Annotated in this window: 20 protein-coding genes; 10 read left to right on the top strand and 10 right to left on the bottom strand. The window is 71.2% G+C overall.

The window, feature by feature from the left end:
- Nucleotides 1-101 precede the first annotated feature (101 nt).
- From AC07TY_RS01460 to aroA, 6 genes are all read right to left on the bottom strand, one after another.
- Nucleotides 102-848: an ABC transporter permease gene (locus AC07TY_RS01460; RefSeq protein WP_494784122.1), complete on the bottom strand. Its 747-nt coding sequence runs from the start codon at nucleotides 846-848 to the stop codon at nucleotides 102-104.
- The gene (locus AC07TY_RS01465) at nucleotides 845-1,957 is read right to left on the bottom strand and encodes a sensor histidine kinase (RefSeq protein WP_494784123.1); all 1,113 of its coding nucleotides are present in this window, start codon (nucleotides 1,955-1,957) and stop codon (nucleotides 845-847) included. Before AC07TY_RS01465 ends, AC07TY_RS01460 begins: the two co-directional genes overlap by 4 nt.
- On the bottom strand, nucleotides 1,954-2,622 hold the full coding sequence (locus AC07TY_RS01470; RefSeq protein WP_494784124.1) for a response regulator transcription factor: 669 nt from the start codon (nucleotides 2,620-2,622) through the stop codon (nucleotides 1,954-1,956). Before AC07TY_RS01470 ends, AC07TY_RS01465 begins: the two co-directional genes overlap by 4 nt.
- 90 nt (nucleotides 2,623-2,712) lie before the next feature.
- On the bottom strand, nucleotides 2,713-3,480 hold the full coding sequence (locus AC07TY_RS01475; protein WP_494784125.1) for an inositol monophosphatase family protein: 768 nt from the start codon (nucleotides 3,478-3,480) through the stop codon (nucleotides 2,713-2,715).
- 23 nt (nucleotides 3,481-3,503) lie between these two features.
- Nucleotides 3,504-4,562, bottom strand: a complete 1,059-nt coding sequence (gene rsgA, locus AC07TY_RS01480; RefSeq protein WP_123504900.1) for a ribosome small subunit-dependent GTPase A — start codon at nucleotides 4,560-4,562, stop codon at nucleotides 3,504-3,506.
- 31 nt (nucleotides 4,563-4,593) lie between these two features.
- Nucleotides 4,594-6,021 carry a 3-phosphoshikimate 1-carboxyvinyltransferase gene (aroA, locus tag AC07TY_RS01485; RefSeq protein ID WP_494784126.1) on the bottom strand — a complete coding sequence of 476 codons (1,428 nt, stop codon included), beginning with the start codon at nucleotides 6,019-6,021 and terminating at the stop codon, nucleotides 4,594-4,596.
- A 51-nt stretch (nucleotides 6,022-6,072) separates the two neighbouring features.
- Here aroA and AC07TY_RS01490 point away from each other — a divergent pair, with 51 nt between their 5' ends.
- The 3 genes from AC07TY_RS01490 to AC07TY_RS01500 all read left to right on the top strand — a co-directional run bounded on the left by AC07TY_RS01490 (nucleotide 6,073) and on the right by AC07TY_RS01500 (nucleotide 7,535).
- Entirely contained in the window at nucleotides 6,073-6,795 is a 723-nt protein-coding gene (locus tag AC07TY_RS01490) for a sigma-70 family RNA polymerase sigma factor (protein WP_123504898.1), read from the top strand.
- Nucleotides 6,792-7,031: a zf-HC2 domain-containing protein gene (locus AC07TY_RS01495; protein WP_123504897.1), complete on the top strand. Its 240-nt coding sequence runs from the start codon at nucleotides 6,792-6,794 to the stop codon at nucleotides 7,029-7,031. Before AC07TY_RS01490 ends, AC07TY_RS01495 begins: the two co-directional genes overlap by 4 nt.
- A gap of 63 nt (nucleotides 7,032-7,094) precedes the next feature.
- Nucleotides 7,095-7,535: a GNAT family N-acetyltransferase gene (locus AC07TY_RS01500; RefSeq protein ID WP_123504896.1), complete on the top strand. Its 441-nt coding sequence runs from the start codon at nucleotides 7,095-7,097 to the stop codon at nucleotides 7,533-7,535.
- 125 nt (nucleotides 7,536-7,660) lie between these two features.
- On the opposite strand, the gene AC07TY_RS01505 is transcribed toward AC07TY_RS01500, so the two are convergent.
- Nucleotides 7,661-11,461, bottom strand: coding sequence for a multifunctional oxoglutarate decarboxylase/oxoglutarate dehydrogenase thiamine pyrophosphate-binding subunit/dihydrolipoyllysine-residue succinyltransferase subunit (locus AC07TY_RS01505; protein WP_494784127.1), 3,801 nt, complete (start codon nucleotides 11,459-11,461; stop codon nucleotides 7,661-7,663).
- Between the two features lie 121 nt (nucleotides 11,462-11,582).
- On the opposite strand from AC07TY_RS01505, the gene guaB1 reads away from it, so the two are divergent.
- The 3 genes from guaB1 (at nucleotide 11,583) to AC07TY_RS01520 (ending at nucleotide 15,614) form a co-directional block, all read left to right on the top strand.
- Complete coding sequence (guaB1, locus tag AC07TY_RS01510) at nucleotides 11,583-13,022, top strand: GMP reductase (RefSeq protein ID WP_494784128.1); 1,440 nt, start codon at nucleotides 11,583-11,585, stop codon at nucleotides 13,020-13,022.
- A gap of 124 nt (nucleotides 13,023-13,146) precedes the next feature.
- Entirely contained in the window at nucleotides 13,147-14,580 is a 1,434-nt protein-coding gene (locus AC07TY_RS01515; protein ID WP_494784129.1) for a hemolysin family protein, read from the top strand.
- A complete protein-coding gene (locus AC07TY_RS01520; protein ID WP_494784130.1) occupies nucleotides 14,577-15,614 on the top strand; it encodes a hemolysin family protein in 1,038 nt (345 codons plus the stop codon). The genes AC07TY_RS01515 and AC07TY_RS01520 overlap by 4 nt, the downstream gene beginning before the upstream one ends.
- 74 nt (nucleotides 15,615-15,688) lie before the next feature.
- On the opposite strand, the gene AC07TY_RS01525 is transcribed toward AC07TY_RS01520, so the two are convergent.
- The gene (locus AC07TY_RS01525) at nucleotides 15,689-16,864 is read right to left on the bottom strand and encodes an NADH:flavin oxidoreductase/NADH oxidase (RefSeq protein ID WP_123504891.1); all 1,176 of its coding nucleotides are present in this window, start codon (nucleotides 16,862-16,864) and stop codon (nucleotides 15,689-15,691) included.
- A gap of 27 nt (nucleotides 16,865-16,891) precedes the next feature.
- Nucleotides 16,892-17,512, bottom strand: a complete 621-nt coding sequence (locus AC07TY_RS01530; RefSeq protein WP_494784131.1) for an HAD family hydrolase — start codon at nucleotides 17,510-17,512, stop codon at nucleotides 16,892-16,894.
- Nucleotides 17,513-17,549: 37 nt separating this feature from the next.
- Between AC07TY_RS01530 and AC07TY_RS01535 the strand changes: the two genes are divergently transcribed.
- Nucleotides 17,550-18,371 carry an ADP-dependent NAD(P)H-hydrate dehydratase gene (locus AC07TY_RS01535; protein ID WP_494784132.1) on the top strand — a complete coding sequence of 274 codons (822 nt, stop codon included), beginning with the start codon at nucleotides 17,550-17,552 and terminating at the stop codon, nucleotides 18,369-18,371.
- Here the strand turns inward: AC07TY_RS01535 and AC07TY_RS01540 are convergent.
- Nucleotides 18,368-19,057: a YceI family protein gene (locus tag AC07TY_RS01540; RefSeq protein ID WP_488626479.1), complete on the bottom strand. Its 690-nt coding sequence runs from the start codon at nucleotides 19,055-19,057 to the stop codon at nucleotides 18,368-18,370. The two genes, AC07TY_RS01535 and AC07TY_RS01540, sit on opposite strands and share 4 nt — an antisense overlap.
- A 112-nt stretch (nucleotides 19,058-19,169) precedes the next feature.
- On the opposite strand from AC07TY_RS01540, the gene AC07TY_RS01545 reads away from it, so the two are divergent.
- The 3 genes from AC07TY_RS01545 to AC07TY_RS01555 all read left to right on the top strand — a co-directional run bounded on the left by AC07TY_RS01545 (nucleotide 19,170) and on the right by AC07TY_RS01555 (nucleotide 22,180).
- Nucleotides 19,170-20,420 carry a glycosyltransferase 87 family protein gene (locus tag AC07TY_RS01545; RefSeq protein ID WP_494784133.1) on the top strand — a complete coding sequence of 417 codons (1,251 nt, stop codon included), beginning with the start codon at nucleotides 19,170-19,172 and terminating at the stop codon, nucleotides 20,418-20,420.
- On the top strand, nucleotides 20,417-20,749 hold the full coding sequence (locus tag AC07TY_RS01550) for a thiamine-binding protein (RefSeq protein ID WP_494784134.1): 333 nt from the start codon (nucleotides 20,417-20,419) through the stop codon (nucleotides 20,747-20,749). Before AC07TY_RS01545 ends, AC07TY_RS01550 begins: the two co-directional genes overlap by 4 nt.
- A 156-nt stretch (nucleotides 20,750-20,905) precedes the next feature.
- The gene (locus AC07TY_RS01555) at nucleotides 20,906-22,180 is read left to right on the top strand and encodes an MFS transporter (protein WP_494784135.1); all 1,275 of its coding nucleotides are present in this window, start codon (nucleotides 20,906-20,908) and stop codon (nucleotides 22,178-22,180) included.
- Nucleotides 22,181-22,351: the final 171 nt, after the last annotated feature.

The following is a 22,351-nucleotide window of genomic DNA, read 5'->3' on the forward strand; positions in this document are numbered from 1 at the left end:
GGGCGGGGCGGAGCCGATCCGGTAGGGCGGAGCCGATCCGGTAGGGTGGGGCCGATCCGGCGGGGCGGGGCCGATCCGCCGGGGCGGGTCGGCCGCACGGGTCACGCGAGCGGCGCGGGCTCGACGGGCAGCCGGCGGGGCGCACCGAACCGCCAGGTCATGAGGGCGACGGCGAGGGCGCCGGCCGCCAGGAGCGCGGCGAGCACGACGACCTGGAACTGCGCGGCGGCGAGCGGCGACGCCCCGCCGAACACGGCGCCGACGAACGCCCCGGGGAGCGTCACCAGCCCGGTGGTGCGCGTCTGGTCCGTCGCCGGGATGATGGCCGACGACGCGGCCGTCCGGGTCACGTGCGCTGCCGCCTGGCGCGGGCTGGCACCGAGGGCGAGCCAGCCCTCCACCTCGTCGCGCGCCGCTAGGAGCCCCGACGCGAGCAGGCGGCCCATCAGCGTCAGCACGCCCATGACTCCGCCGACGATGATCCCGCCGACGGCCAGGAGGTAGCGGGGCGTGGCATCGACGGCTCCGACGGCGAAGACGAGCGTCACGGGAACCGCCGCCGCGACGGCCACGCTCGCCAGCACGAACCAGGCGTGCCGCCGGAGAAGGCGCAGGCGGCTCTGCACCGTCCAGGCCGCCGCGATCACCATCACCGTCAGGAACGCGGCGACGAGCCGAACATCATCGATGATCCCGTGCAGGATCAGGCTGAGGACTCCGAGCTGAACGACCGCCCGCAGAATCGCCCACGGCTGCAGCCACGGCTTCTCGAGCCGGAGCCCGAAGACGACGGCGGCGGTGACCGCAGTCAGCACGGCGACCGCGATCGCGGTGGTGGCGAGCGTCACTCGACGGTCTCGCGCCCCGCCGGGGAGGTGGGCGCAGCCGGCAGCAGCAGCCGGAACGTCGTCCCTGCGCTCGAGGTGTCGACCACCTCGACGGAGCCGCCGTACCGGGTAGCGATGTCGCGCACCAGGGCGAGCCCGAGGCCGAAGCTCGCGCGCACCGGCGCCGCCGCTGCAGAGCCCGGCGCCGCCGCCCCAGCACCCAGCGCAGCCGAGCCAGCGCCACCCGGCGCCGCCACCCCGTGCCCATCCGCCGCCGCCGCAGCCACCGGCCCCGAGTGCGCGAACCGCTCGAACACGCGCGACGGGTCGATGCCGACGATGCCCGGCCCGTCGTCTGAGACGGTGAGCTCGACACGCTTTCCGCGGGGGGCGAGGGCGACGCGGACCGTGCCGCCCGCGGGGGAGTGCGCGACGGCGTTGTCGACGAGGGCGACCACGGAGCGGCGGAAGCTGGTAGGCGGGATTCTGACCGCCAGGAGTTCCTGCGCCCGGGGCATCGACGCGTGCAGCGAGAGGGTCACATCGCGCTCGGCCGCCAGGATCCGGAGGGAGTCCACGGCCTCGGCGGCCACCGCTGCGGCGTCGATCGGCGGGCCGGATCGAGGCGTGCCCTCGCCGCCGGCCGCCAAGAGCAGGTCGTCGACGATCTCGATGAGCGAGCGGGAGTCGGCCCTCAGCTCGGCCAGCGCTTCGGGGCTGACCGGAGTCCCTGCGCCGAGCCGCCGCTCCACGACCTGCAGCCGCGCGTCGAGGACGGCCAGCGGCGTGCGGAGCTCGTGCCCGGCGTCGGCGACGAACTGCCGCTGCAGGCGCAGAGCCTCGCCGAGCGGCTTGACGGCGCGCCGGGCGATGACGAGGCTGACGAGTCCGGCGAAGACGATGGCGCCGGCGCCGATCAGCGCGATGCCCTGCACCGTGTCGGTGAGATCGACGTAGACGTGGGGCGTCGCCGACGACGACTGCTCGAGCTGCTCGCTGGGCCGCGCCTGGTGCGTGAGGTAGACGATGGCGACCAGGATGATCCCGATCACGATGACGGCGCTGGCCAGCATGATCTGCCAGCCGATCGAGTAGGCCGCCCGTCCGGTGGATCGATCCTGCGCGGTCACAGTGCGCCCAGGCGGTAGCCGCGGCCGCGTACGGTGAGCACGACGTCGCGCTCGGTCTTTCGGCGCAGGTAGTGCACGTAGGTGTCGACGGTGCCGGGCATCTCGCCGGACGGGAACACGACCCGCAGCAGGTGCTCGCGCGAGAACGTCGTATCGGGTGCGGCCGCGAGAACCCGCAGCAGCCCGGACTCGCGCTCCGACAGCACGACACGGTCGCCGTACGGCGACGAGAGCAGGCGATCGTCGGGCAGGAACTCCCACTCGCCGACCGGCAGCCGGGGCCCGGACGACGCGAACGTCCGGGTCAGCGCCCGCAGCCGCGCGAGCAGCTCGTCGAACTCGAACGGCTTCACCAGGTAGTCGTCGGCGCCCGCGTCGAGACCGTCGACCCTGTCGGCGACGGTGCCGAGGGCGGTCAGCATCAGCACGGGCGTCGTGACACGGCCGCGGCGCAGCGCCGTGACGATGTCGGCGCCCTCGATCGACGGCAGCCGGCGGTCGACGACCATCGCGTCGAAGTCGCCGTCGAGCCCGGCGATCAGCCCGGCACGGCCGTCTGCGTGCCGCACGACGTCGTAGACCTCGGCCAGCACCTCCTCGATGAGCGGGCCGAGGGCCGGGTCGTCCTCGATGAGGAGCACCCGGAGGCGCGCGGTGCGATCCATGCGTCGAGGGTACTGCGCGGGTCTCCCAGAAAGTCCCCAGGAGGGACGAGAGCCTGAGAGGCGCAGGGCGCAGGAACTGCCTGCCGGGGCCTACGGCGCGACGGCCCGCACCGCGGCGTCGTGCAGCAGCCCGTTGGTCGCCAGCGCGCTTCCGTGCCAGATGCCGTCGCCGCCGTCGATCCCGCCGAACCGCCCGCCGGCCTCGGTCACGATCGGATAGAGCGCCGCCATGTCGTACGGCTGCAGGTCGAACTCGCCCGAGATGTCGACGGCTCCTTCGGCGACGAGCATGTACGACCAGAAGTCGCCGTACGCGCGCGTGCGCCAGACCTGCTCGGCGAGGACGAGGAGCTGCTCGACCCGGCCGGCCTTCATCCAGTACTGCAGGCCGTTGTAGCTGAGCGACGCCTTGTCGAGCGTCGCCACGTCCGAGACCCGCACGGGCCCGGCGTCGCTGAATGCGCCCCGACCCTGGGACGCCCACCAGCGCCGTCCGAGCGCGGGAGCGCTCACGACGCCGACGACCGGCGTGCCGTCGACGACGAGCGAGATCAGCGTCGCCCAGACGGGAACCCCGCGCAGGAAGTTGGCGGTGCCGTCGATCGGGTCGACGATCCACTGGCGGGAGCTCTCGCCGGTCGTGCCGCCCTCCTCGCCGTAGAACGAATCGCCGGGGCGCTCCTTCGCGAGTCGATCGCGGAGGGTCGCCTCGACGGCCCGGTCGGCGTCGGTGACGTGCGTGTGGTCGGCCTTGAGCAACACGTCGAGGTCGGCGGCCCGGTAGCGGGCGAGGCTGATGGCGTCGGCGGCGTCGGCGAGCCGGAGGGCGAGGTCGAGGTCGGCTGCGTAGTCGGTCACCTCCCCAGCGTATCGGCAGGGGGTCAGCCGACCGACGAGCCCCGGTTTCCGAGCAGCGTCTGCAGCGACTCCATGCGCTCGCGCCCGACCTGGCCGAGCTCGCCCGCCGCCACGCGGTCGACGATCTCCCAGTCGTGCGCCTGATCGAGGGGGATGCCGTCGCGGGGCCGGTAGCCGTCGGGGAAGACGGCGTGCGACGCGAACGACTGGAGGATGTTCTCGGGGTTCACATGGCCGAGGCCGAACGACCGGACGCCCGGCGTGTCGATGATCCAGCCGCCTGACGGCACCTTGAACGACACGGTGGACGACGAGGTGTGGCGGCCACGGCCGGTGACCGTGTTCACGACGCCGACGGCGCGGTTCGAGCCGGTGAGCGCGTTGACGAGGGTCGACTTGCCGACGCCGGAGTGACCGACGGTCACGGTGACGTGGCCGTCGAGGATCGAACGCAGCTCGGCGAGTTCCTGCTCGGTGAACTTCGTGGAGGAGGTCGTCACGACGCGGAGGTCGAGGCAGGAGAAGTGGGCGGCAAAGGGCTCGGGGTCGGCGAGGTCGGTCTTCGTGATGCAGAGGATCGGCTGCACTCCGGCGTCGAACGCCGCCACGAGGTAGCGGTCGACCAGGCGCGGCCGTGGTTCCGGATCAGCAGCCGCCACCACGATGAGCATCTGGTCGGCGTTGGCGACGATCACGCGCTCCACGGCATCGGTGTCGTCGGCGCTGCGGCGGAGGAGGGTGGTGCGCTCGTGCACGCGGACAATGCGGGCCAGCGAGCCCTCGGCACCGGTCGTGTCGCCGACGACGTCGACGCGGTCGCCGGTCACGACCGACTTCTTGCCGAGCTCTCGGGCGCGCGCCGTCGTGATCTCGCGCTCCTCGGGCGTTCCGGCGTCCATCAGCACGCCGTAGCGGCCTCGGTCGACCGTCCAGACGACGCCCTCCTCGGCCTCGGCGTAGGCGGGGCGCTGCTTGGTGCGGGGCCGGTTGGCCTTGGGGTTGGGGCGCACCCGCACGGACGACTCGTCGTACTCGGAGTACTCCTCGTCGTCGGCCTCGTCGCCGTCCGACCACCAGCTCATCGGAGACCCGCTCCGGCCGTGCCGCGACGGATCACAGGAAGCCCAGCAGATCGGAGGCCGGAGACACCGACACGCTGCGGCCCAGGAGGTCGTTCCACAGCTCGACGAACTGGGGGAGCGTCTTCGACACGACGCGGACGTCGTCGAGCTCGATGTCGGGCACGGCGAGGCCGATCACCGCGGCGGCGTGCGCCATGCGGTGGTCGCCGTACGTCTTCCACTTGCCGGCGTGGAGCGGTGCGGGCTCGAGGTGGATGCCGTCGGGCAGCTCGGTCGCGCGGCCGCCGAGCCCGTTGATCTCGGCGACGAGGGCCGCGAGACGGTCGGTCTCGTGACCGCGGAGGTGGCCGATGCCGGTGAGGGTGCTGGGGCCGGAGGCGAGTGCCGCGAGGGCGACGAGCGCCGGGGTCAGCTCGCCGCCGCGCGAGAGGTCGATGTCGACGCCGGGGAGCGCGCTGCCGCCGACGAGGCCGTCGCCGCCGTCGACGGTGAGCACGTCGCCGTCGCGCGTGACGGTGGCACCCCAGAGCGGGAGCAGCGTCTCGAGGTCGGCGCCGACCTGGGTCGTCTCGGTCGGCCAGTGGCGGATCGAGACCCTGCCGCCGGCGACGAGTGCCGCGATGAGGAAGGGCGCCGCGTTCGACAGGTCGGGCTCGATCGTGACGTCGCGCCCGGCGATCGGCCCTGCGGGCACGACCCACGTGCCGACCTCGGGAGTCTCGACGGTCACGCCGCGCTCGGCCAGGGCGTCGATGGTCATCTCGATGTGGGGGAGGCTCGGGAGCGTCTCCCCGGTGTGGTGGAGGGTCAGCCCGTCGGCGAACCGCGGGGCGGAGAGCAGGAGACCGGACACGAACTGGCTCGAGGAGGAGGCGTCGATGGCGACCGTGGCGGCTGCGACCTCGCCGGTGCCCTGGACCACGAAGGGCAGGGTGCCGCGGCCCTCGTCGCCGACCTCGACGCCGAGGCCGCGGAGCGAGTCGATCGTCGTGCGCATCGGGCGGCGCCGGGCCGCCTCGTCGCCGTCGAACGTGACCGGGCCGGTCGCGAGGCCCGAGAGAGGGGGCAGGAAGCGCATGACGGTGCCGGCGAGGCCGCAGTCGACGGAGACGCCGCCGGTGAACGCGGCGGGGACGATCTCGAGGTCGGGGCCGAACGGCTCGCCGTTCTCGACCTCGGTGATCGAGGTGCCCAGGGCGCGCAGGGCCTCGACCATGAGGGAGGTGTCGCGCGAATGCAGCGGCAGGCGCAGCCGCGACGGCTCGGACGCGAGAGCCGACAGCACCAGCTCGCGGTTGGTCAGCGACTTCGAGCCGGGGAGCGAGAGCGTCGCCCGCACCGGGCCGGTGACCGTGGGCGCGACCCAGAACCCCTCGTCGACGGTCGAGCCGTCTTCGGACTCGCGTGCGCCATCGCCGTAGGGGTTGAACTCGGGACCGGAATACCTGAATACCTGCATCGGTTGTCAAGGGTAATGCAAGCATCGACACGCACCCCGGGAGGTCGCGGCATGGCAACGACCACTTTCGCTGACGCCCCCGTCATGGTCGACCTAGAATTGGCCCTGATGAGCACCTCCGACGGCGCAGCCGCGAATTCCACCCCCACCGCTCCTGCCGAGCGCAGCGTCGACGAGACGCGGGCTCTCTTCGAGGAGCAGGCTCTGCCGTTCATGGACCAGCTGTACGCCGCCGGCATGCGCATGACGCGCAATCCCGCCGATGCCGCCGACCTGGTCCAGGAGACCTACGTCAAGGCGTTCGCGGCGTTCGGCCAGTTCACCCAGGGCACCAACCTGAAGGCCTGGCTGTACCGGATCCTGACGAACACGTTCATCAACACGTACCGCAAGAAGCAGCGCGACCCCTACCAGGGCACCATCGACGAGCTCGAGGACTGGCAGATGGGCGGCGCCACCTCGGCGACTCTGACCACGACGTCGCGCTCGGCCGAGGCCGAGGCCATCGACCACCTGCCCGACAGCGCCGTGAAAGAGGCTCTCCAGAAGGTGCCGGAGGACTTCCGACTGGCCGTGTACCTGGCCGACGTCGAGGGATTCTCGTACCAGGAGATCGCCGACATCATGAAGACGCCGGTCGGCACCGTGATGAGCCGACTGCACCGCGGGCGCCGATTGCTTCGCGATCTGCTGGGCGACTACGCCCGCGACCGCGGCATCGTCGTGCCCGAAAAGACGACCCGTGCATCATCCACGAAGGGGAAGAAGAAATGACCGACTGCGGCTGCGACAAAGCCAAGGCCGAGCTCGAAGAGTACCTGCACAACGAGCTGGCCCGTGACGACGCGAAGGACATCCGCGAGCACATGGACGGCTGCGCCGACTGCTCGAGCGAGTTCCACGTCAACGTCGTCATGACGGAGGCCGTCCAGCGCGCCTGCCGCGAGACGGCACCCGAAGACCTGCGTCTGCAGGTGCTGACGAAGATCAGGGATCTCCAGGCGCACTGACGCTCCTGCGGGTTGCGAAGCGACCGTTCGTCACACCGTGCGCGTGTCCTGTAGCTTCGCTTCATGACCGCCACCGTGGAGCCCCTGGGCGCACCCACCCCTGACGACCTTGACGACGTGGTCGACCTCATCCGCACCCTGGGCTACTCGCTCGATCGAGACGATCTGTCGTCCCGGCTGGCCCGGCTGACCCCCGAGGCCGGCCACGAGACCTGGGTGGTCCGCGACTCCGCCGGTCGCGTCAGCGCCGTCGCCGGCGCCCATGTCATGTGGGCCTACAACGCCGACCGGCCGACCGCGCAGCTCCTGCTGCTCGTGGTCCGCACCGACGTCCGCCGCGATGGGCTCGGGTCGCAGCTCCTCACCCACTTCGAGGAGTGGGCGCACGGACACGGCGCCCTCGCGCTCTCCGCCGTCTCAGCCGCGGCAACCGACAGCGCGCATCGCTTCTACCAGAAGCGCGGGTACCACGAGAGCGGCACCCGCTACACCAAGCTCGGCTAGCCGGCTCGGCGGCGGCGGCCCCCTCGAATATCAGGGGCCGCAGCCGTCGCACCGCCGCCGCGCTCCCGCGTCGTTGCCGCTCGTCAGGCTCCCTGCCGTCTGCGCCGCGGTGTGGTCTTCGTCGACTACAGCGTGAGTGCGCGGCTCACCAGATCGGCGAGCTCCGCGGCGCTGCGCTTGGGCGAGCCCGTCGCCGGCGCCGCCGACGCAGGGCGCGACGCGACCGTGATCGTACGGCCGAGCTTCGGAGCGAGCTCCAGCGCGATGAACGGCCACGCGCCCTGGTTCTCGGGCTCCTCCTGAGCCCAGACGAGCTCGGCGTTCGGATAGGCGTCCAGCACACCGCGCATCTCATCGAGGGGGAGCGGGTAGAGCTGCTCGAGGCGCACCAGGGCGATCTCGTCGCCGATCTCGCGCTTGTCGAGCTCGGCGAGCAGGTCGTAGTGCACCTTGCCCGAATGCAGCACGACCCGCTTGGTGGCCGACCTGTCGCCGACGCGGGTGCAGTCGAGCACGGGTTCGAACCGGCCGCTCGTGAACGCCTCGACGTCGCTGGTCGCCCCGCGCAGTCGCAGCATCGCCTTCGGGGTGAAGACGACCAGGGGGCGGCGGGGGCGCGCGTAGGCCTGGCGGCGCAGCAGGTGGAAGTGCGACGCCGGCGTCGACGGGCGCGCGATCGTCATGTTGTCCTCGGCGCAGAGCTGCAGGTACCGCTCGATGCGGGCCGACGAGTGGTCGGGGCCCTGGCCCTCGTAGCCGTGCGGCAGCAGGAGCACGACGCTGGAGCGCTGCCCCCACTTCTGCTCGGCGCTCGAGATGAACTCGTCGATGATCGTCTGGGCGCCGTTCGCGAAGTCGCCGAACTGCGCCTCCCAGAGCACGAGGGCGTCGGCGCGCTCGACCGAGTAGCCGTACTCGAATCCCATGGCGGCGTACTCCGAGAGCAGGGAGTCGTAGATCCAGAGCTTCGCCTGGTTGTCGGCGATGTTCTGGAGCGGGATCCACTCCTGGTCGTTCTCGCGGTCGTGCAGCACGGCGTGGCGCTGGACGAAGGTGCCGCGACGGGTGTCCTGGCCGGCCATGCGGACGGGCGTTCCCTCGGTCAGCACGGAGCCCAGGGCGAGGAGCTCGCCGAACGCCCAGTCGATCTGGCCCGAGCGGGTCATCTCGACGCGCTTCTTCAGCAGCTGCGTGAGCTTCGGGTGCACGGTGAATCCGGCCGGAGGGTTATCGAACGCGTCGCCGATGGCCCGCACCAGGTCGTCGGGGATGGCCGTCGCGAACGACTCGCCGGTGACGCCGGTGTCGTCCTGCTGGGCCTTGGGGCGCTCGAGGTCGGCCACGGCGCTGCCGTCGGTGATGACCGGGATGGAGCCGGTCTGGGCGGCGTGGGTCTCGCCGAACGCGCGCTCGAGGCGGTCCTGGAAGTCGCGGTGCGCGCCCTCGTACTCCTCCTGCGTGATGTCGCCGCGACCGACGAGGGCCTCGGTGTAGAGGGTTCGGACGGACCGCTTCGCCTCGATGAGGCTGTACATGAGCGGCTGGGTCATCGAGGGGTCGTCGCCCTCGTTGTGCCCGCGGCGGCGGTAGCAGATCAGGTCGATCACGACGTCGCGCTTGAACTCCTGGCGGTAGGCGAACGCGAGCTCGGCGACACGGGCGACGGCCTCGGGGTCGTCGCCGTTCACGTGGAAGATCGGCGCCTGGATGGTCTTGGCGACGTCGGTCGAGTAGATCGACGAGCGCCCCTCGGAGGGCGACGTCGTGAAGCCCACCTGGTTGTTGATGACGATGTGGATCGTGCCGCCGACGCGGTAGCCGCGCAGCTGCGACATCTGCATCGTCTCGACGACGATTCCCTGGCCGGCCATGGCCGCGTCGCCGTGGACCAGGATCGGGAGCACGGCGAAGGCGAGCGGGGCGCCGCGATCCTGCTTCGCCCGCACGATGCCTTCGAGGACGCCGTCGCCGGCCTCCAGGTGCGACGGGTTGGCGGCGATGTACACGGGGATCGTCTTGCCCGACGCGCTCGTGAACTCGCCCTCGGTGCCGAGGTGGTACTTGACGTCGCCCGAGCCCTGCACGGTCCTGGGGTCTTGCGTGCCCTCGAACTCTCGGAAGATCTGGCCGTAGGTCTTTCCGGCGATGTTGGTCAGGACGTTGAGGCGGCCGCGGTGCGCCATCCCGATCGCGACCTCCTGGAGGCCGGCCGACGCCGCCTCCTGGATGACGGTGTCGAGCAGCGAGATCGCCGACTCGCCGCCCTCGAGGCTGAAGCGCTTCTGCCCGACGTACTTCGTCTGCAGGAAGGTCTCGAACGCCTCGGCCTCGTTGAGCTTGCCCATGATGCGCATCTGCTCATCGTGGGTCGGCTTCGTGTAGGGCACCTCGACGTGCTGCTGGACCCAGCGGCGCTGCTCGGGGTCCTGGATGTGCATGTACTCGATGCCGATCGTGCGGCAGTACGAGTCGCGCAGGACGCCGAGCACGTCGCGAAGCAGCATCGACGCGCGACCGCCGAAGCCGCCCGTGACGAACTCGCGGTCGAGGTCCCAGAAGGTGAGCCCGTGGCTCTCGATCTCGAGGTCGGGGTGGGTGCGCTGGCGGTACTCGAGCGGGTCGATGTCGGCCATCAGGTGGCCGCGCACGCGGAAGCTGTTGATGAGCTCCTGCACGCGCGCCGTCTTGCCGACGCGCTCGGCGAGGTTGACGTTGATGTCGGGGTTCCACTTGATCGGCGCGTAGGGGATGCGCAGGGCGCGGAAGATCTCGTCGTAGAAGTCCCGCTGGCCGATGAGCATTTCGTGCACGATCTTGAGGAACTCGCCCGATCCGGCGCCCTGGATCACGCGGTGGTCGTAGGTCGATGTGAGGGTGATGGTCTTGCCGATGCCGAGCTCGACGAGCGTCTTCGGAGACGAGCCCTGGAACTCGGCGGGGTACTCGAGCGCGCCGGCGCCGATGATCGCGCCCGCGCCCTTCATCAGGCGGGGCACGCTGTGCACGGTGCCGATGCCGCCCGGATTGGTCAGCGAGATCGTGTTGCCGGCGAAGTCGTCGGCCGTGAGCTTGTTGGCCCGCGCCTTCTTGACGATGTCTTCATAGGCGCTCAGGAACTGGGCGAACGTGAGCGTTTCGGCCTTCTTGATGCCCGGCACCAGCAGTGCGCGCGTGCCGTCGGGCTTCGGGATGTCGATGGCGAGCCCGAGGTTGATGTGCGCCGGCGTCACGACCGACGGCTTGCCGTCGACGACGTCGTAGAAGACGTTCTGGCTCGGGAACTCCTTGAGCGCCTGCACCAGCGCCCAGCCGATGAGGTGGGTGAACGAGATCTTGCCGCCGCGGGCGCGCTTGAGGTGGTTGTTGATGACGATGCGGTTGTCGATCATCAGCTTCGCCGGGATCGTGCGGACGCTCGTCGCGGTCGGCACGGTGAGGCTGGCGTCCATGTTGGTCGCGAGGCTCTTCGACATGCCGCGGAGGGGCTGGACCACGTTCTCGGGTTCGGCGGCGGGCTCCTCGCCCTGCGGCTTCTTAGCGGACGACGGAGCGGGCGCGTCGGCGGGAACCGGCTTCTGACGCGGGGCGACCGAGGTGGTGCGGGCCGAGACGACCGGCGAGGTTCCCGTGGCCGGCGCCGGTGCGGCCGCGGACACGGGTGCCGATGCGGGTGCGGGTGCGGCCGACGAAGCGGGTGCGGCCGCCGCCGGTGCGGCCGCCGCTGCCTCCTCGGGAGCGCTCGGCTGGGCGACCTGGCCCTGCTTGTAGCTCTCCAGGACCGGCCACCACGACTTGTCGACCGAGTTCTTGTCGGCCACCCACTGCTCGTAGAGCTCGTCCACGAGCCACTCGTTGGCTCCCCACACCTCGTCGGCACTGCCTGCGGAAGTACCCTCGTCGGTCGTTCCGGTCACGTGGCTAGACACAGCCGATCGCCCACTCTCCGTTGATTGTTGATCCGTCACGGTCTTGCGACCGGTGCCTGTCAAGACTAATCGCTCGACCTCGGGAGAGTGGGAGGGAAGTGCAGGGAATAGGTTGAGTGTCATGAGGTACTACGAGACGACTCCGACGCACGACCTGACGTACTCCGACGTGTTCCTCGTCCCGAGCCGATCCGGCGTGACCAGCCGTCTCGACGTGTCGCTCGAGACCGGCGACGGGACGGGTCAGACGATCCCCATCGTGTCGGCCAACATGAACTCGGTGACCGGCCCTCGGCTGGCAGCGACGCTGGCCCGCCGGGGCGGCCTGGGAGTGCTGCCGCAGGACATGCACCTGCAGGATCTCGACGCCGCCATCCGCTGGGTCAAGGAGCAGCCCGTCGTCTTCGACACCCCGTACGCGATGGCGCCGGGCGACACGGTCGAGGCCGCGCTGCGCAAGCTGCCGTCGGTCGATGGCCAGGGCATCGTGCTGCATGAGGCCGACGGCGGCTACGTCGGGTGCATCGCGGCTTCCAGCCTCGCGAAGGCGTCCAGCGACGCCGTCCTCGGCGACCTGCTGCACGGCTCGCTCACCTCGCTCGACGCCGACGACATCGACGGGCCGCGCGCGGCCTTCGACCTGCTGGTGGCGGCCGACCTCGACTTCGCGCCGGTGCTCCACCAGGGGCACGTGATCGGCACGCTCAGCCGCCGCAGCGCGCTCCGCTCGACGCTCTACAAGCCCGCGCTCGACGCGTCGGGGCGCCTCCGCGTCGCGGCTGCCGTCGGCGTCAACGGCGACGTCGCGACGAAGGCCAGGGCCCTGGCCGCGGCCGGAGTCGACGTGCTCGTGCTCGACACCGCCCACGGCCATCAGGAGGCGATGATCGCGGCTCTGAAGGCCGTGTCGGCGCTCGACCTCGGCCTGCCCATCGTGGCCGGCAACGTCGTGACCTCCGAGGCCGTGCGGCACCTGGTCGCGGCCGGTGCCTCGATCATCAAGGTCGGCGTCGGGCCGGGTGCGATGTGCACAACGCGCATGATGACCGCGGTCGGCCGGCCCCAGTTCTCGGCCGTGCTCGAGACGGCCGAGGCCGCGCGGGCGCTGGGCGCCCACGTCTGGGCCGACGGCGGCGTGCGGTATCCGCGCGACGTCGCGCTCGCCCTGGCAGCAGGCGCCTCCAGCGTGATGATCGGCTCGTGGTTCGCCGGCACCATCGAGGCGCCGGGCGAGCTCGTGACCGACGCCGAGGGAAAGGTCTTCAAGGAGAGCTGGGGGATGGCATCGACCAAGGCCGTCCAGGGGCGCTTCGAGAGGCTCGACCCCTACGAGCTGGCTCGCAAGACCCTGTTCGCCGAAGGCATCTCGTCGTCGCGCATCTACCTCGATCCGCTGCGCCCGTCAGTGGAGGACCTCCTCGACATGATCACGTCGGGCGTCCGGTCGTCGTTCACCTACGCGGGTGCGCGCACGCTGCCGGAGTTCGCCGAGAGGGCTCTCGTCGGAATCCAGTCGGCTGCGGGGTACGAAGAAGGCAAGGCGCTGCCCGTCTCGTGGTGAACTCTCGGCTCTCGGGTCCTGGCGCCGGGGCACGAGGCCGGTAAACTGCTCGGACAATGGACGACCATCATAGACAGCCGCCCTTCCTTCCCCTCTCGACCGGCACCGAGCGGAGGTCGCACTCGTGAACGAGTGGATCCTGCTCGCCATCGGCCTCGTGCTCACCGTCGGCACCGGCCTCTTCGTGGCCAGCGAGTTCTCGCTGGTCAACCTCGACCGCGCTGACCTCGAGGCACGCGAGGCCCGCGGCGAGAAGCGGCTGGGCACGACGATCGGCGCTCTCAAGGTCACGTCGACGCACCTCTCGAGCGCGCAGCTCGGCATCACGCTGACGACGCTGCTCACCGGCTTCACGATGGAGCCGGCGATCTCGACGCTTCTCGAAGACCCGTTCCACCAGTTCGGCGGGCCCATCGAGATCGTGGACGTCATCGCCCCCATCGTGTCGATCGTCATCGCGACGCTCATCTCGATGCTGATCGGCGAACTGGTCCCGAAGAACTTCGCGCTGGCCCTGCCGCTCAAGACGGCCCAGCTGGTCATGCCCTTCCAGGTCGGCTTCACGATGGTCTTCCGCCCCGCGGTCGCGCTCCTCAACGGCACGGCGAACGCGATCCTGCGCGGCATCGGCATCGAGCCCAAGGAGGAGCTCTCGGGCGCCCGCACGGCCGAGGAGCTGTCGTCGCTGGTCCGGCGTTCGGCGTTCGAGGGCAGCCTCGACCTCGACACGGCGACCCTGCTCGCCCGCACGCTCGTCTTCAGCGAGCACACGGCGTCCGACGTCATGACTCCGCGCCCGCGCCTCAGCAGCGTCTCGCGCACCGACAGCGCCGAGACGGTGCTGGCGCGTGCCCGCAGCACCGGCTACTCGCGCTTCCCTGTCACCGACGACGACATCGACGACATCGTCGGCCTCGTCCACGTCAAGCAGGCCGTCTCCGTGCCGCGTGAGAAACGCGCCGACGTGCCGGTCAGCGCCCTGCAGACCGAGGCGATCCGGGTTCCCGAGACGATGAAGCTCGACAGCCTGCTGTCCGAGGTCCGCGGCAAGGGGTACCAGATGGCCGTGGTCGTCGACGAGTACGGCGGCACGGCCGGCGTCGTCACGCTCGAAGACCTGATCGAGGAGCTCGTCGGGGAGGTCTCGGACGAGCACGACCGGTCGCGGGTCGACGTCGTGCGCTCGCGGGACTGGCTGACCTTCCCCGGCCTGCTCCGCCCCGACGAGCTGCTCGAGCGCGCCGGCGTCAGGGTGCCCGAGGAGGGCCCCTACGAGACCGTCGGCGGCTGGGTGATGAGCGAGCTCGGCCGGCTTCCGTCCATCGGCGACGCCGTCGAGACGGAGGACGGCCAGTTCCGGGTCGAGCGCCTGGAAGGCCGCCGGATCGACCGCATCCGCTTCACCCCGACGTCCGAGCCCGAGGTCGTGACCGACTCGGTCGCCGCCGAAGACGTGCAGGCTGCCATGGCCGAGCGCACGCTGGAGCGCCGCCGACACGCCGACTCGCCCAATGCCGACTCGACGAGAGCCGACGCCCCGAAGGAGGCCCGCCGATGAGCGACTGGTGGGGCATCGTCTGGCTCGTCGTGCTGCTGCTCGGCAACGCCTTCTTCGTCGGCGCCGAGTTCGCCGTCATCTCGGCGCGCCGCTCGTCGATCGAGCCGAAGGCCGAGGCGGGCAATCGCGCGGCCAAGACCACTCTCTGGGCCATGGAGCACGCGACTCTCATGCTCGCGACCAGCCAGCTCGGCATCACGGTCTGCTCGCTGCTGATCCTGAACGTCTCCGAGCCGTCGATCCACCACCTGCTCGAGGGGCCGCTGCATCTGACCGGCATCTCGGACGGCGCCGTCGACACCGTCGGCTTCATCATCACGCTGGTGCTGGTGTCGTTCCTGCACGTGGTCTTCGGCGAGATGGTGCCGAAGAACCTCTCGTTCTCGGTGCCCGACCGCGCCGCCCTGCTGCTCGCGCCGCCGCTGGTGTTCGTCGGCCGCATCTTCGGCGTGGTGATCCGCACCCTGAACTGGCTGACCAACCACATCATCCGGGCGTTCGGCGTCGAGCCGAAAGACGAGGCGACGAGCGCGTTCACCGTCGAGGAGGTCCAGACGATCGTCGCGCAGTCGCAGCGGGAGGGCGTCCTCCGTGACACGACCGGAGCTCTGACCGCCGCGTTCGAGTTCACCGAGAAGAAGGTTTCCGACGTGGCCGTGTCGATGGTCGACCTCGTCACGCTGAGCGAGGCCGCCACTCCGGCCGACATCGAGCGCGCGGTCGCCCAGCGCGGCTTCTCGCGCTACGTGCTCGTCGACGACCTGGGGCAGCCCACCGGCTACCTCCACCTCAAAGACGTGATCGACCTCGACGACGGCGAGTTCTCCGAGCCGGTGCCGCCGAAGCGGATCCGCCAGCTCATCTCGATCTACGAGGGAACCGAGCTCGAGGACGCCCTGGCGACCATGCGTCGCGTCGGCGTGCACGTGGCCCGCTCGTTCGATGCCGAGGGGACCACGCGGGGCGTGCTCTTCCTGGAGGACATCATCGAGGAGCTGATCGGCGAGGTCCAGGACGCCACCCGGAGGAGCTAGTCGACCGAGTGCAGAGAGAATGCCCCCGCGGAGTCTTCCGCGGGGGCATCTTCACGCACTCGGCGGGCGAGGTCTCAGGCGCGGGCCTCGACGAGAGGGCTGCGTTCCTCCGTCACGCCGGACGCCCCGGAGCCTGTCGAAGGGGCCGGCGCGGCGGCGGGACGCTGCTGGGGATGAAAAGGCGCGCGGTGGTACTGCTGCGGGTAGTACGGCAGCTCCTCGCCGAGCTCCGACGCGGCGCGAAGCGCGAAGTGCGGATCGCGCAGGAACTCGCGCCCGACGAAGACGACATCCGACTGGCCCGAGGCGACGATCTGCTCGGCCTGCTCGGCCGTGAGGATGAGCCCGACGGCCCCGGTCTCGACGCCCCCGTCGGCCTTGACCGACGCGGCCAGCGGCACCTGGTAGCCGAGGCCGACCGGGATGACGGCGTTCGCCGCGATTCCGCCTGACGAGATGTCGAAGAGGTCGGCGCCGGCGGCGCGGGCCCAGTCGGCGACGGTCGCGGTCTCGTGCTCGTTCCAGCCGCCCTCGACCCAGTCGGTGGCTGAGAAGCGGACGAGGATCGGGAAGGCCTCGCCGGTGGCGGCCCGGATGCCGCGGACGGCGTCGATCACGATGCGGGCGCGGTTCTCGAGCGATCCGCCGTACTGGTCGGTGCGCGTGTTGCTGAGCGGCGACAGGAACTGGTGCATGAGGTAGCCGTGGGCGGCATGCAGCTCGACGAAGTCGAACCCGGCCTGCTGCGAGCGGACGGCGGCGGCGACGAAGGCATCGACGACGCCCTGCACCTCGTCGGCACTGAGCTCGCGGGGCACGTCGTAGCCGTCGAACGCGATGGCGGACGGCCCGACGACGGGCCAGCCGTGCTCGGCCTCCGAGAGGGTGCCGTTCTGCGGCTCCCAGGTGCGCGGAGTCGACGCCTTGCGGCCGGCGTGGGCGAGCTGCACGCCGATGGCGGAGCCCTGCGAGTGCACGAAGTCGACGATGGGGCGGTAGGCCTCGCGCTGCTCGTCGTTCCAGATGCCCAGGTCCTGCGGCGAGATGCGGCCCTCCGGGACGACGGCGGCGGCCTCGGTGACGATCGCGCCGGCACCGCCGCGCGCGAAGGAGCCCAGGTGGACGAGGTGCCAGGTCGACGGCATGCCGTCGAAGTTCTCGGCCGAGTACTGGCACATCGCCGGTACCCAGAGACGGTTGCGGAAGGTGGTGCCACGGAGGGTGATGGGGGCGAAGAGTTCGGATGCCATACGGAAGTCAACCGCCCGCCCGCGGGATCATTCCGCCTGGAGGGCCACCAGGAACTCGCGCAGGGCCGGCGGGGTGGTGAACACGTGGCCGGTGATGCCGAGTTCCTGCGCCCCGTCGATGTTGACCGCCTTGTTGTCGATGAAGACCATCTGCTCGGGCGTGATGCCGAGCTCGTCGAGGACGGTCCGGTAGATCGACGCGCTCGGCTTGAGGTCGTGCATCTCGGCGCTGACGAAGACGCGGTCGAAGAGCGTGCCGACGGGCGAGAACCGCAGGGGCGAGCCGAAGTCGAAGCCGGCGTTCGAGAGGACGCAGACAGGCGTGCCGCCGCCGCGGAGCTCTTCGATGATGTCGATGGTGCCGGGCTCGGGGCTGATCCAGGCGGGGAAGTCGAGGGCCCAGAGCTCGTGGATGCGCGACAGGCTCCACTCCGTGCCGGTCGCGCGGGCGAGTGCCCGCCAGTACTCGACGACGGACATCTCGCCCGAGTCGAGGGCGTCGCGGTTGGAGTCGTAGGCGGCCCAGAACGGCTCCGGCTCGACGTCGGCGAGTGCGACGATGGCCTCGCGGACGGACGCGTGAGGCGTCTTCGAGATCACCTCGCCGTAGTCGAAGACGACGGTGCGGCCGGGGAGGGAGATGCTCATGCAGTCCACGCTAGCGGGGCGCGCCTATCGTGGGCGGGTGACCCCGTATCAGGACTGGACCCCCGCCGACGCCGCCGACTGGATCGCTGTGCCGCAGGCCGACGACGACAAGTACAGCCGGGGGGTGCTCGGAGTCGTGACCGGCTCGGACCAGTATCCGGGCGCCGCAGTGCTCGGCGTCGAGGCGGCGCTGCACACGGGTGTCGGCATGCTGCGCTACCTCGGGCCCTCGCGAGCGTCGGACTTCGTGCTGCATCGCCGGCCGGAGTCGGTGACCAGCGCCGGGCGCGTGCAGGCGTGGCTGCTCGGGTCGGGCATCGACCCGTCGACCGCCGACGGCCTGACCCGGTCGCGGTTCGCCGAGGCCGCCGCGTCAGGGCTGCCGCTCGTGCTCGACGCCGGCGCGCTGGCGGTCCGGGCCGAGGCCACGGGGCCGATGGTGGTGACGCCGCACTTCCGCGAGCTCTCGAAGGCGTCGGGCATGGACCTCGACGCGGTCCGCGACGATCCCGCGATCGCCGCCGCGCGCACCGCCGACGAGTGGGGCGCGACCGTCCTGCTGAAGGGGCACCGCACCTACGTGGCCGCGCCCGGGGGAGTGCGCCTCGTCGCCTCGAGCGCGCCCGCGTGGCTGGCGACGGCCGGGGCGGGCGACGCGCTCGGCGGAATACTCGGCGCGCTCGTGGCGACGCACCACGACGAGATCGCCGCCGACGAGTCGGCGCTGGCGCGGCTGGCTGCCACCGCCAGCGTCGTGCACGGGCTGGCGGCGTCGCGTGCATCGGGCGGCGGACCCCTCACCGTTCTCGGGCTGGTGGACGCGCTGCCGGCGACGATCGCGGAGCTGCTCCGCCGCTAGCTGGCAGGCGCCGCCTTCAGCAGGAACTCCACCGACCCGGTCTTCTCGACGGTGACGAACCCGAGGCTCGGTGCCGTGACGTCGTAGTCCGAGAACGTGATCGGCACCGACCCGCTCACCTCGGCGCCGGAGCCCGACAGGGCGGCCTCCATCGGCACCGACACGGTCTTCGTGACGCCATGCAGTGTGAGCGCCCCGGTCGCCGTGAACGTGGCGACCTCGCCCGACGACAGGTCGCCGGTGTCGACCGGAGTGGTCAGCGCGAACGTGGCGTCGGGGTGGATGTCGGTCTCGAGCGCCGACGTGCGGAAGTACTCGTCGCGGCTGCCGGAGTCGGTCGCGATCGTGCCGGCCTCGACGGTGATCTGCGCCTTCGTGATCGAGTCGGAGTCGAAGGTGACGGTGCCGCTCACGTCGCTCGTCTTGCCGACGACCGTCACGTCCGTGCCCCTGAGGACCTCCTTGACGCGGTAGCCGGCAGTGCTGCCCGAGCCGATCGTCCAGGCGCCGGTGAGGTCGGAGCCCGCGAGGTCGGAGCTCCCCGGTGTCACCGACACGGTCGGCGCGGCCTCCGGCTCGCCCACGATCACGTCTCGGTAGAACGCGGGGCCGGCGATCGCGGCGACGGTGGCGACGACGACGACAGCCGCGCCGACGCCGATCAGGACTTTGCTTCGAGTTCTCACGGGATATCCTCTGGGGGGTCGGGTGTCCCTGAACGATGACGTGTCACCCTAGGCATGGCCTGAGAAACTCCCGGGCGCCCGCTGGCACGGGCCGGTTCGCTACCCTCGGGGCATGGCCCGACACCGCTCTCCCCTCGGCCTCGCGGCCCTGTGGATCGGCTTCGTCGCCGTCCACCTCTGGCTCTCGTACACCGTCCTGAACGGTCCGCACACGCCACTCAACGACGTGAGCACCGTCTACCGCGACTGGATGCTCGACGGCGCGCGCGGCCTCGGCTGGGTGGGGCTCGACGTCGCCTGGGTCTATCCGCCCGCCGCGCTGGCGCCGATGCTGTTGTCGGCCTCATTCGGCTTCGCTCACTACTCGGGCACCTGGCTCGTCCTCGTGGCGGCGCTCGATGCGGTCGCTCTCGCGGTCGTCGCCCGGCGCTCGCCGGCAGCCGGCGCATGGTGGCTCGTGTTCCTGGTCGCGCTCGGCCCGATCGCCGTCGGCCGCATCGACAGCATCACCGTTCCGCTCGCCATCGTCGCGCTCCTGATCGCGGCCCGGCGTCCGGCCGTGGCAAGCGCCCTGCTCGCCCTCGCCACCTGGATCAAGGTCTGGCCGTTCGGCCTCGTCGCAGCCGTCCTGATCGCCGGTCGCCGCCGTCTCGTCGTGCTCATCTCGGCGGCCGCCACCAGCGTCGTCGTGGTGCTCGCGGCCCTCCTCGCCGGCGGGACCGCCACCGGAATCTTCGGCTTCGTCGCCAAGCAGACCGGCCGCGGCCTGCAGCTCGAGGCGCCCGTCACGACGATCTGGCTGTGGCTCGAGGCCTCGGGGGTGCCCGGCGTGCGCACCTACTTCGACCACGAGATCATCACCTACCAGGTCGCAGGAACGGGCACCTCCCTCGCGGCCGCCCTCATGACGCCGCTGATGGTCGTCGTGCTGGCCGGCGTCGCCGGGCTCGGCCTCGTGGCCGCTCGTCGCGGCGCCGATCCCGCCCGCCTGCTGGCGCCGCTCTCGCTCGCGCTGGCGACGGCGTTCATCGTCACCAACAAGGTCGGCTCGCCGCAGTACGAGACGTGGCTGGCCGCGCCCGTGCTGCTGGGGCTCGTGGTGGTGGGGCGCGAGTTCCTGCGGCCGGCGATCCTGACGGTGGTCGTCGCGGCGCTGACCCAGGTCGTCTACCCGTGGCAGTACGACGCGCTGGTCTTCGCGCTGCCGTGGATGGTGGTCGTGATCACGTTGCGGAACCTGCTGCTCGTCGTGCTCCTCGCGGATGCCCTGCGGCGGGTCTGGCTGGCCGGGCGCGCCGTGCCGTCGAGCGTCGTGCCGGGTCGAGCGCCGGTGTCGGGGGTCGGTGCCAGGATGGACGCATGATCGTCGCATTCAGCGTCTCCCCGTCCGGTGGCTCCGCCTCGTCTGACGCGCCCGCGTCGGGCTCCCAGCCCGACTCGGTGCACAGCGCCGTGGCCGCCGCCGTGAAAGTCGTGCGCGACTCGGGGCTGCCCAACCGCACGTCGTCGATGTTCACCGAGATCGAGGGGGAGTGGGACGAAGTGATGGCCGTGGTCAAGGCCGCCACCGAGGCCGTGGCGCCGTTCGGGCGCCGGGTGTCGCTCGTGCTGAAGGCCGACATCCGCCCGGGGCACACCGGCGAGCTCGACGGCAAGGTCGAACGGCTCGAGGCGGCGCTCGACACGCTCTGACGTGCCCGCTGGAGGCCCGCGGGCTGCCCCGACCGGCGCTGACGTGACCCGCGTCGGCACGGGGCGGCCCTACGATTGCAGGGGAGCCTCACCTGCTCCATCCTGCGACTCGACGAAGAGCCGTCACCTCTCTTCTCGTAGAAACGGCAGCCGCTCGTGTCCCAGATCACCACGCCCACGATCTCGTCGCGCCGTCGGCGGATCGCCCTGATCTCTCTGGCGCTGGGCGGGTTCTCGATAGGCTCGACGGAGTTCGTCGCGATGGGGCTGCTGCCGAACATCGCGCGCGACCTCCTGCCGACCGTGTACCAGGCGTCGGTCGACAACGCGACGGCGCAGGCCGGAATCCTGATCAGCGCCTACGCGCTCGGCGTGGTCGTCGGCGCCCCGACGATCGCCGCCACGACGTCGCACATGCCGCGCAAGAAGCTCCTGCTCATCCTGCTCACGGCGTTCGTCGTCGGCACGGTCGCGTCGGCGGTGCTGCCGAGCTTCGGGCTGGTTGTGCTCGCCCGGTTCGCCGCCGGGTTACCGCACGGCGCCTACTTCGGCATCGCGTCGCTGGCGGCCGCCGAGCTGATGGGGCCGGGCAACCGCGGCAAGGGCGTCGCGTTCGTCCTCGCCGGCCTCACGATCTCGAACATCGTCGGCGTGCCTCTCATCACGGCGCTCGGCCAGGCAGCCGGGTGGCGCGCCGCCTACGCCGTCGTCGCGGCGCTGTTCGCCTTGACCTTCCTCGCGGTGGCACTGGCGCTGCCGAAGACGCCGGCGCCGCACGGGGCGTCGATCAGGCGCGAGCTGAGCGCGTTCCGGCAGCCGCAGCTCTGGCTCGTCATGGGCGTCGGGGCGATCGGCTTCGGCGGCTTCTTCGCCGTCTACAGCTACGTGGCGACGGCCGTGACCGAGGGCGCCCATCAGCCCGAGTCGATCGTGCCGCTCGTGCTCGTCGGGGTCGGCGTGGGCATGACGATCGGCAACCTGCTCGGCGGCTGGGGCGCCGACAAGAACCTCCGGCGCACGATCTACATCGGCTTCGCCGGCCTGATGCTCTCGCTCGTCGGCTACGCCGTGACGTCGCACCACCTGGTCGGCATCTTCGTCTTCGCCTTCACGCTCGGGCTCACGAGCTCGGTGATCAGCCCGGCCATCCAGACCCGCCTGATGGAGGTCGCCGGCGACTCGCAGGTGATCGCGGCGGCGCTCAACCACTCCGCGTTCAACCTCGGCAACTCGCTCGGCGCGTACCTGGGTGGCGTCGTCATCGCCGCCGGGCTCGGGGCCGGGGCTCCGGCGTGGGTGGGGCTGGGACTCGCCGTGCTGGGCCTGATCCTCGTGACGGTGAGCTTCGCGACCGAGCGGCACGGCAGGGCGCGCAAGGCGCTGACGGGACCGACGCCGGAGACGCAGCCGATCCCGGTCGGCGGGCTCTGAGCCTGGGGCGTCCAGCGCGGGGCTAGGCCCCGCCGTATCGGCACGTTCCCTCGTGCGCGACGGCGGGGCCGTGCCGATTCGGCGGGGAGCTGTGCCGGTCAGGCGGGGCTGTGCCGGAGCGGCGGAGGGCGCGCCGGGTCGGCGGAGCGGGCGGCGGCAGGGCAGTTCCTG

The organism is Frondihabitans sp. GW821-FHT04F02 (assembly GCF_059420045.1).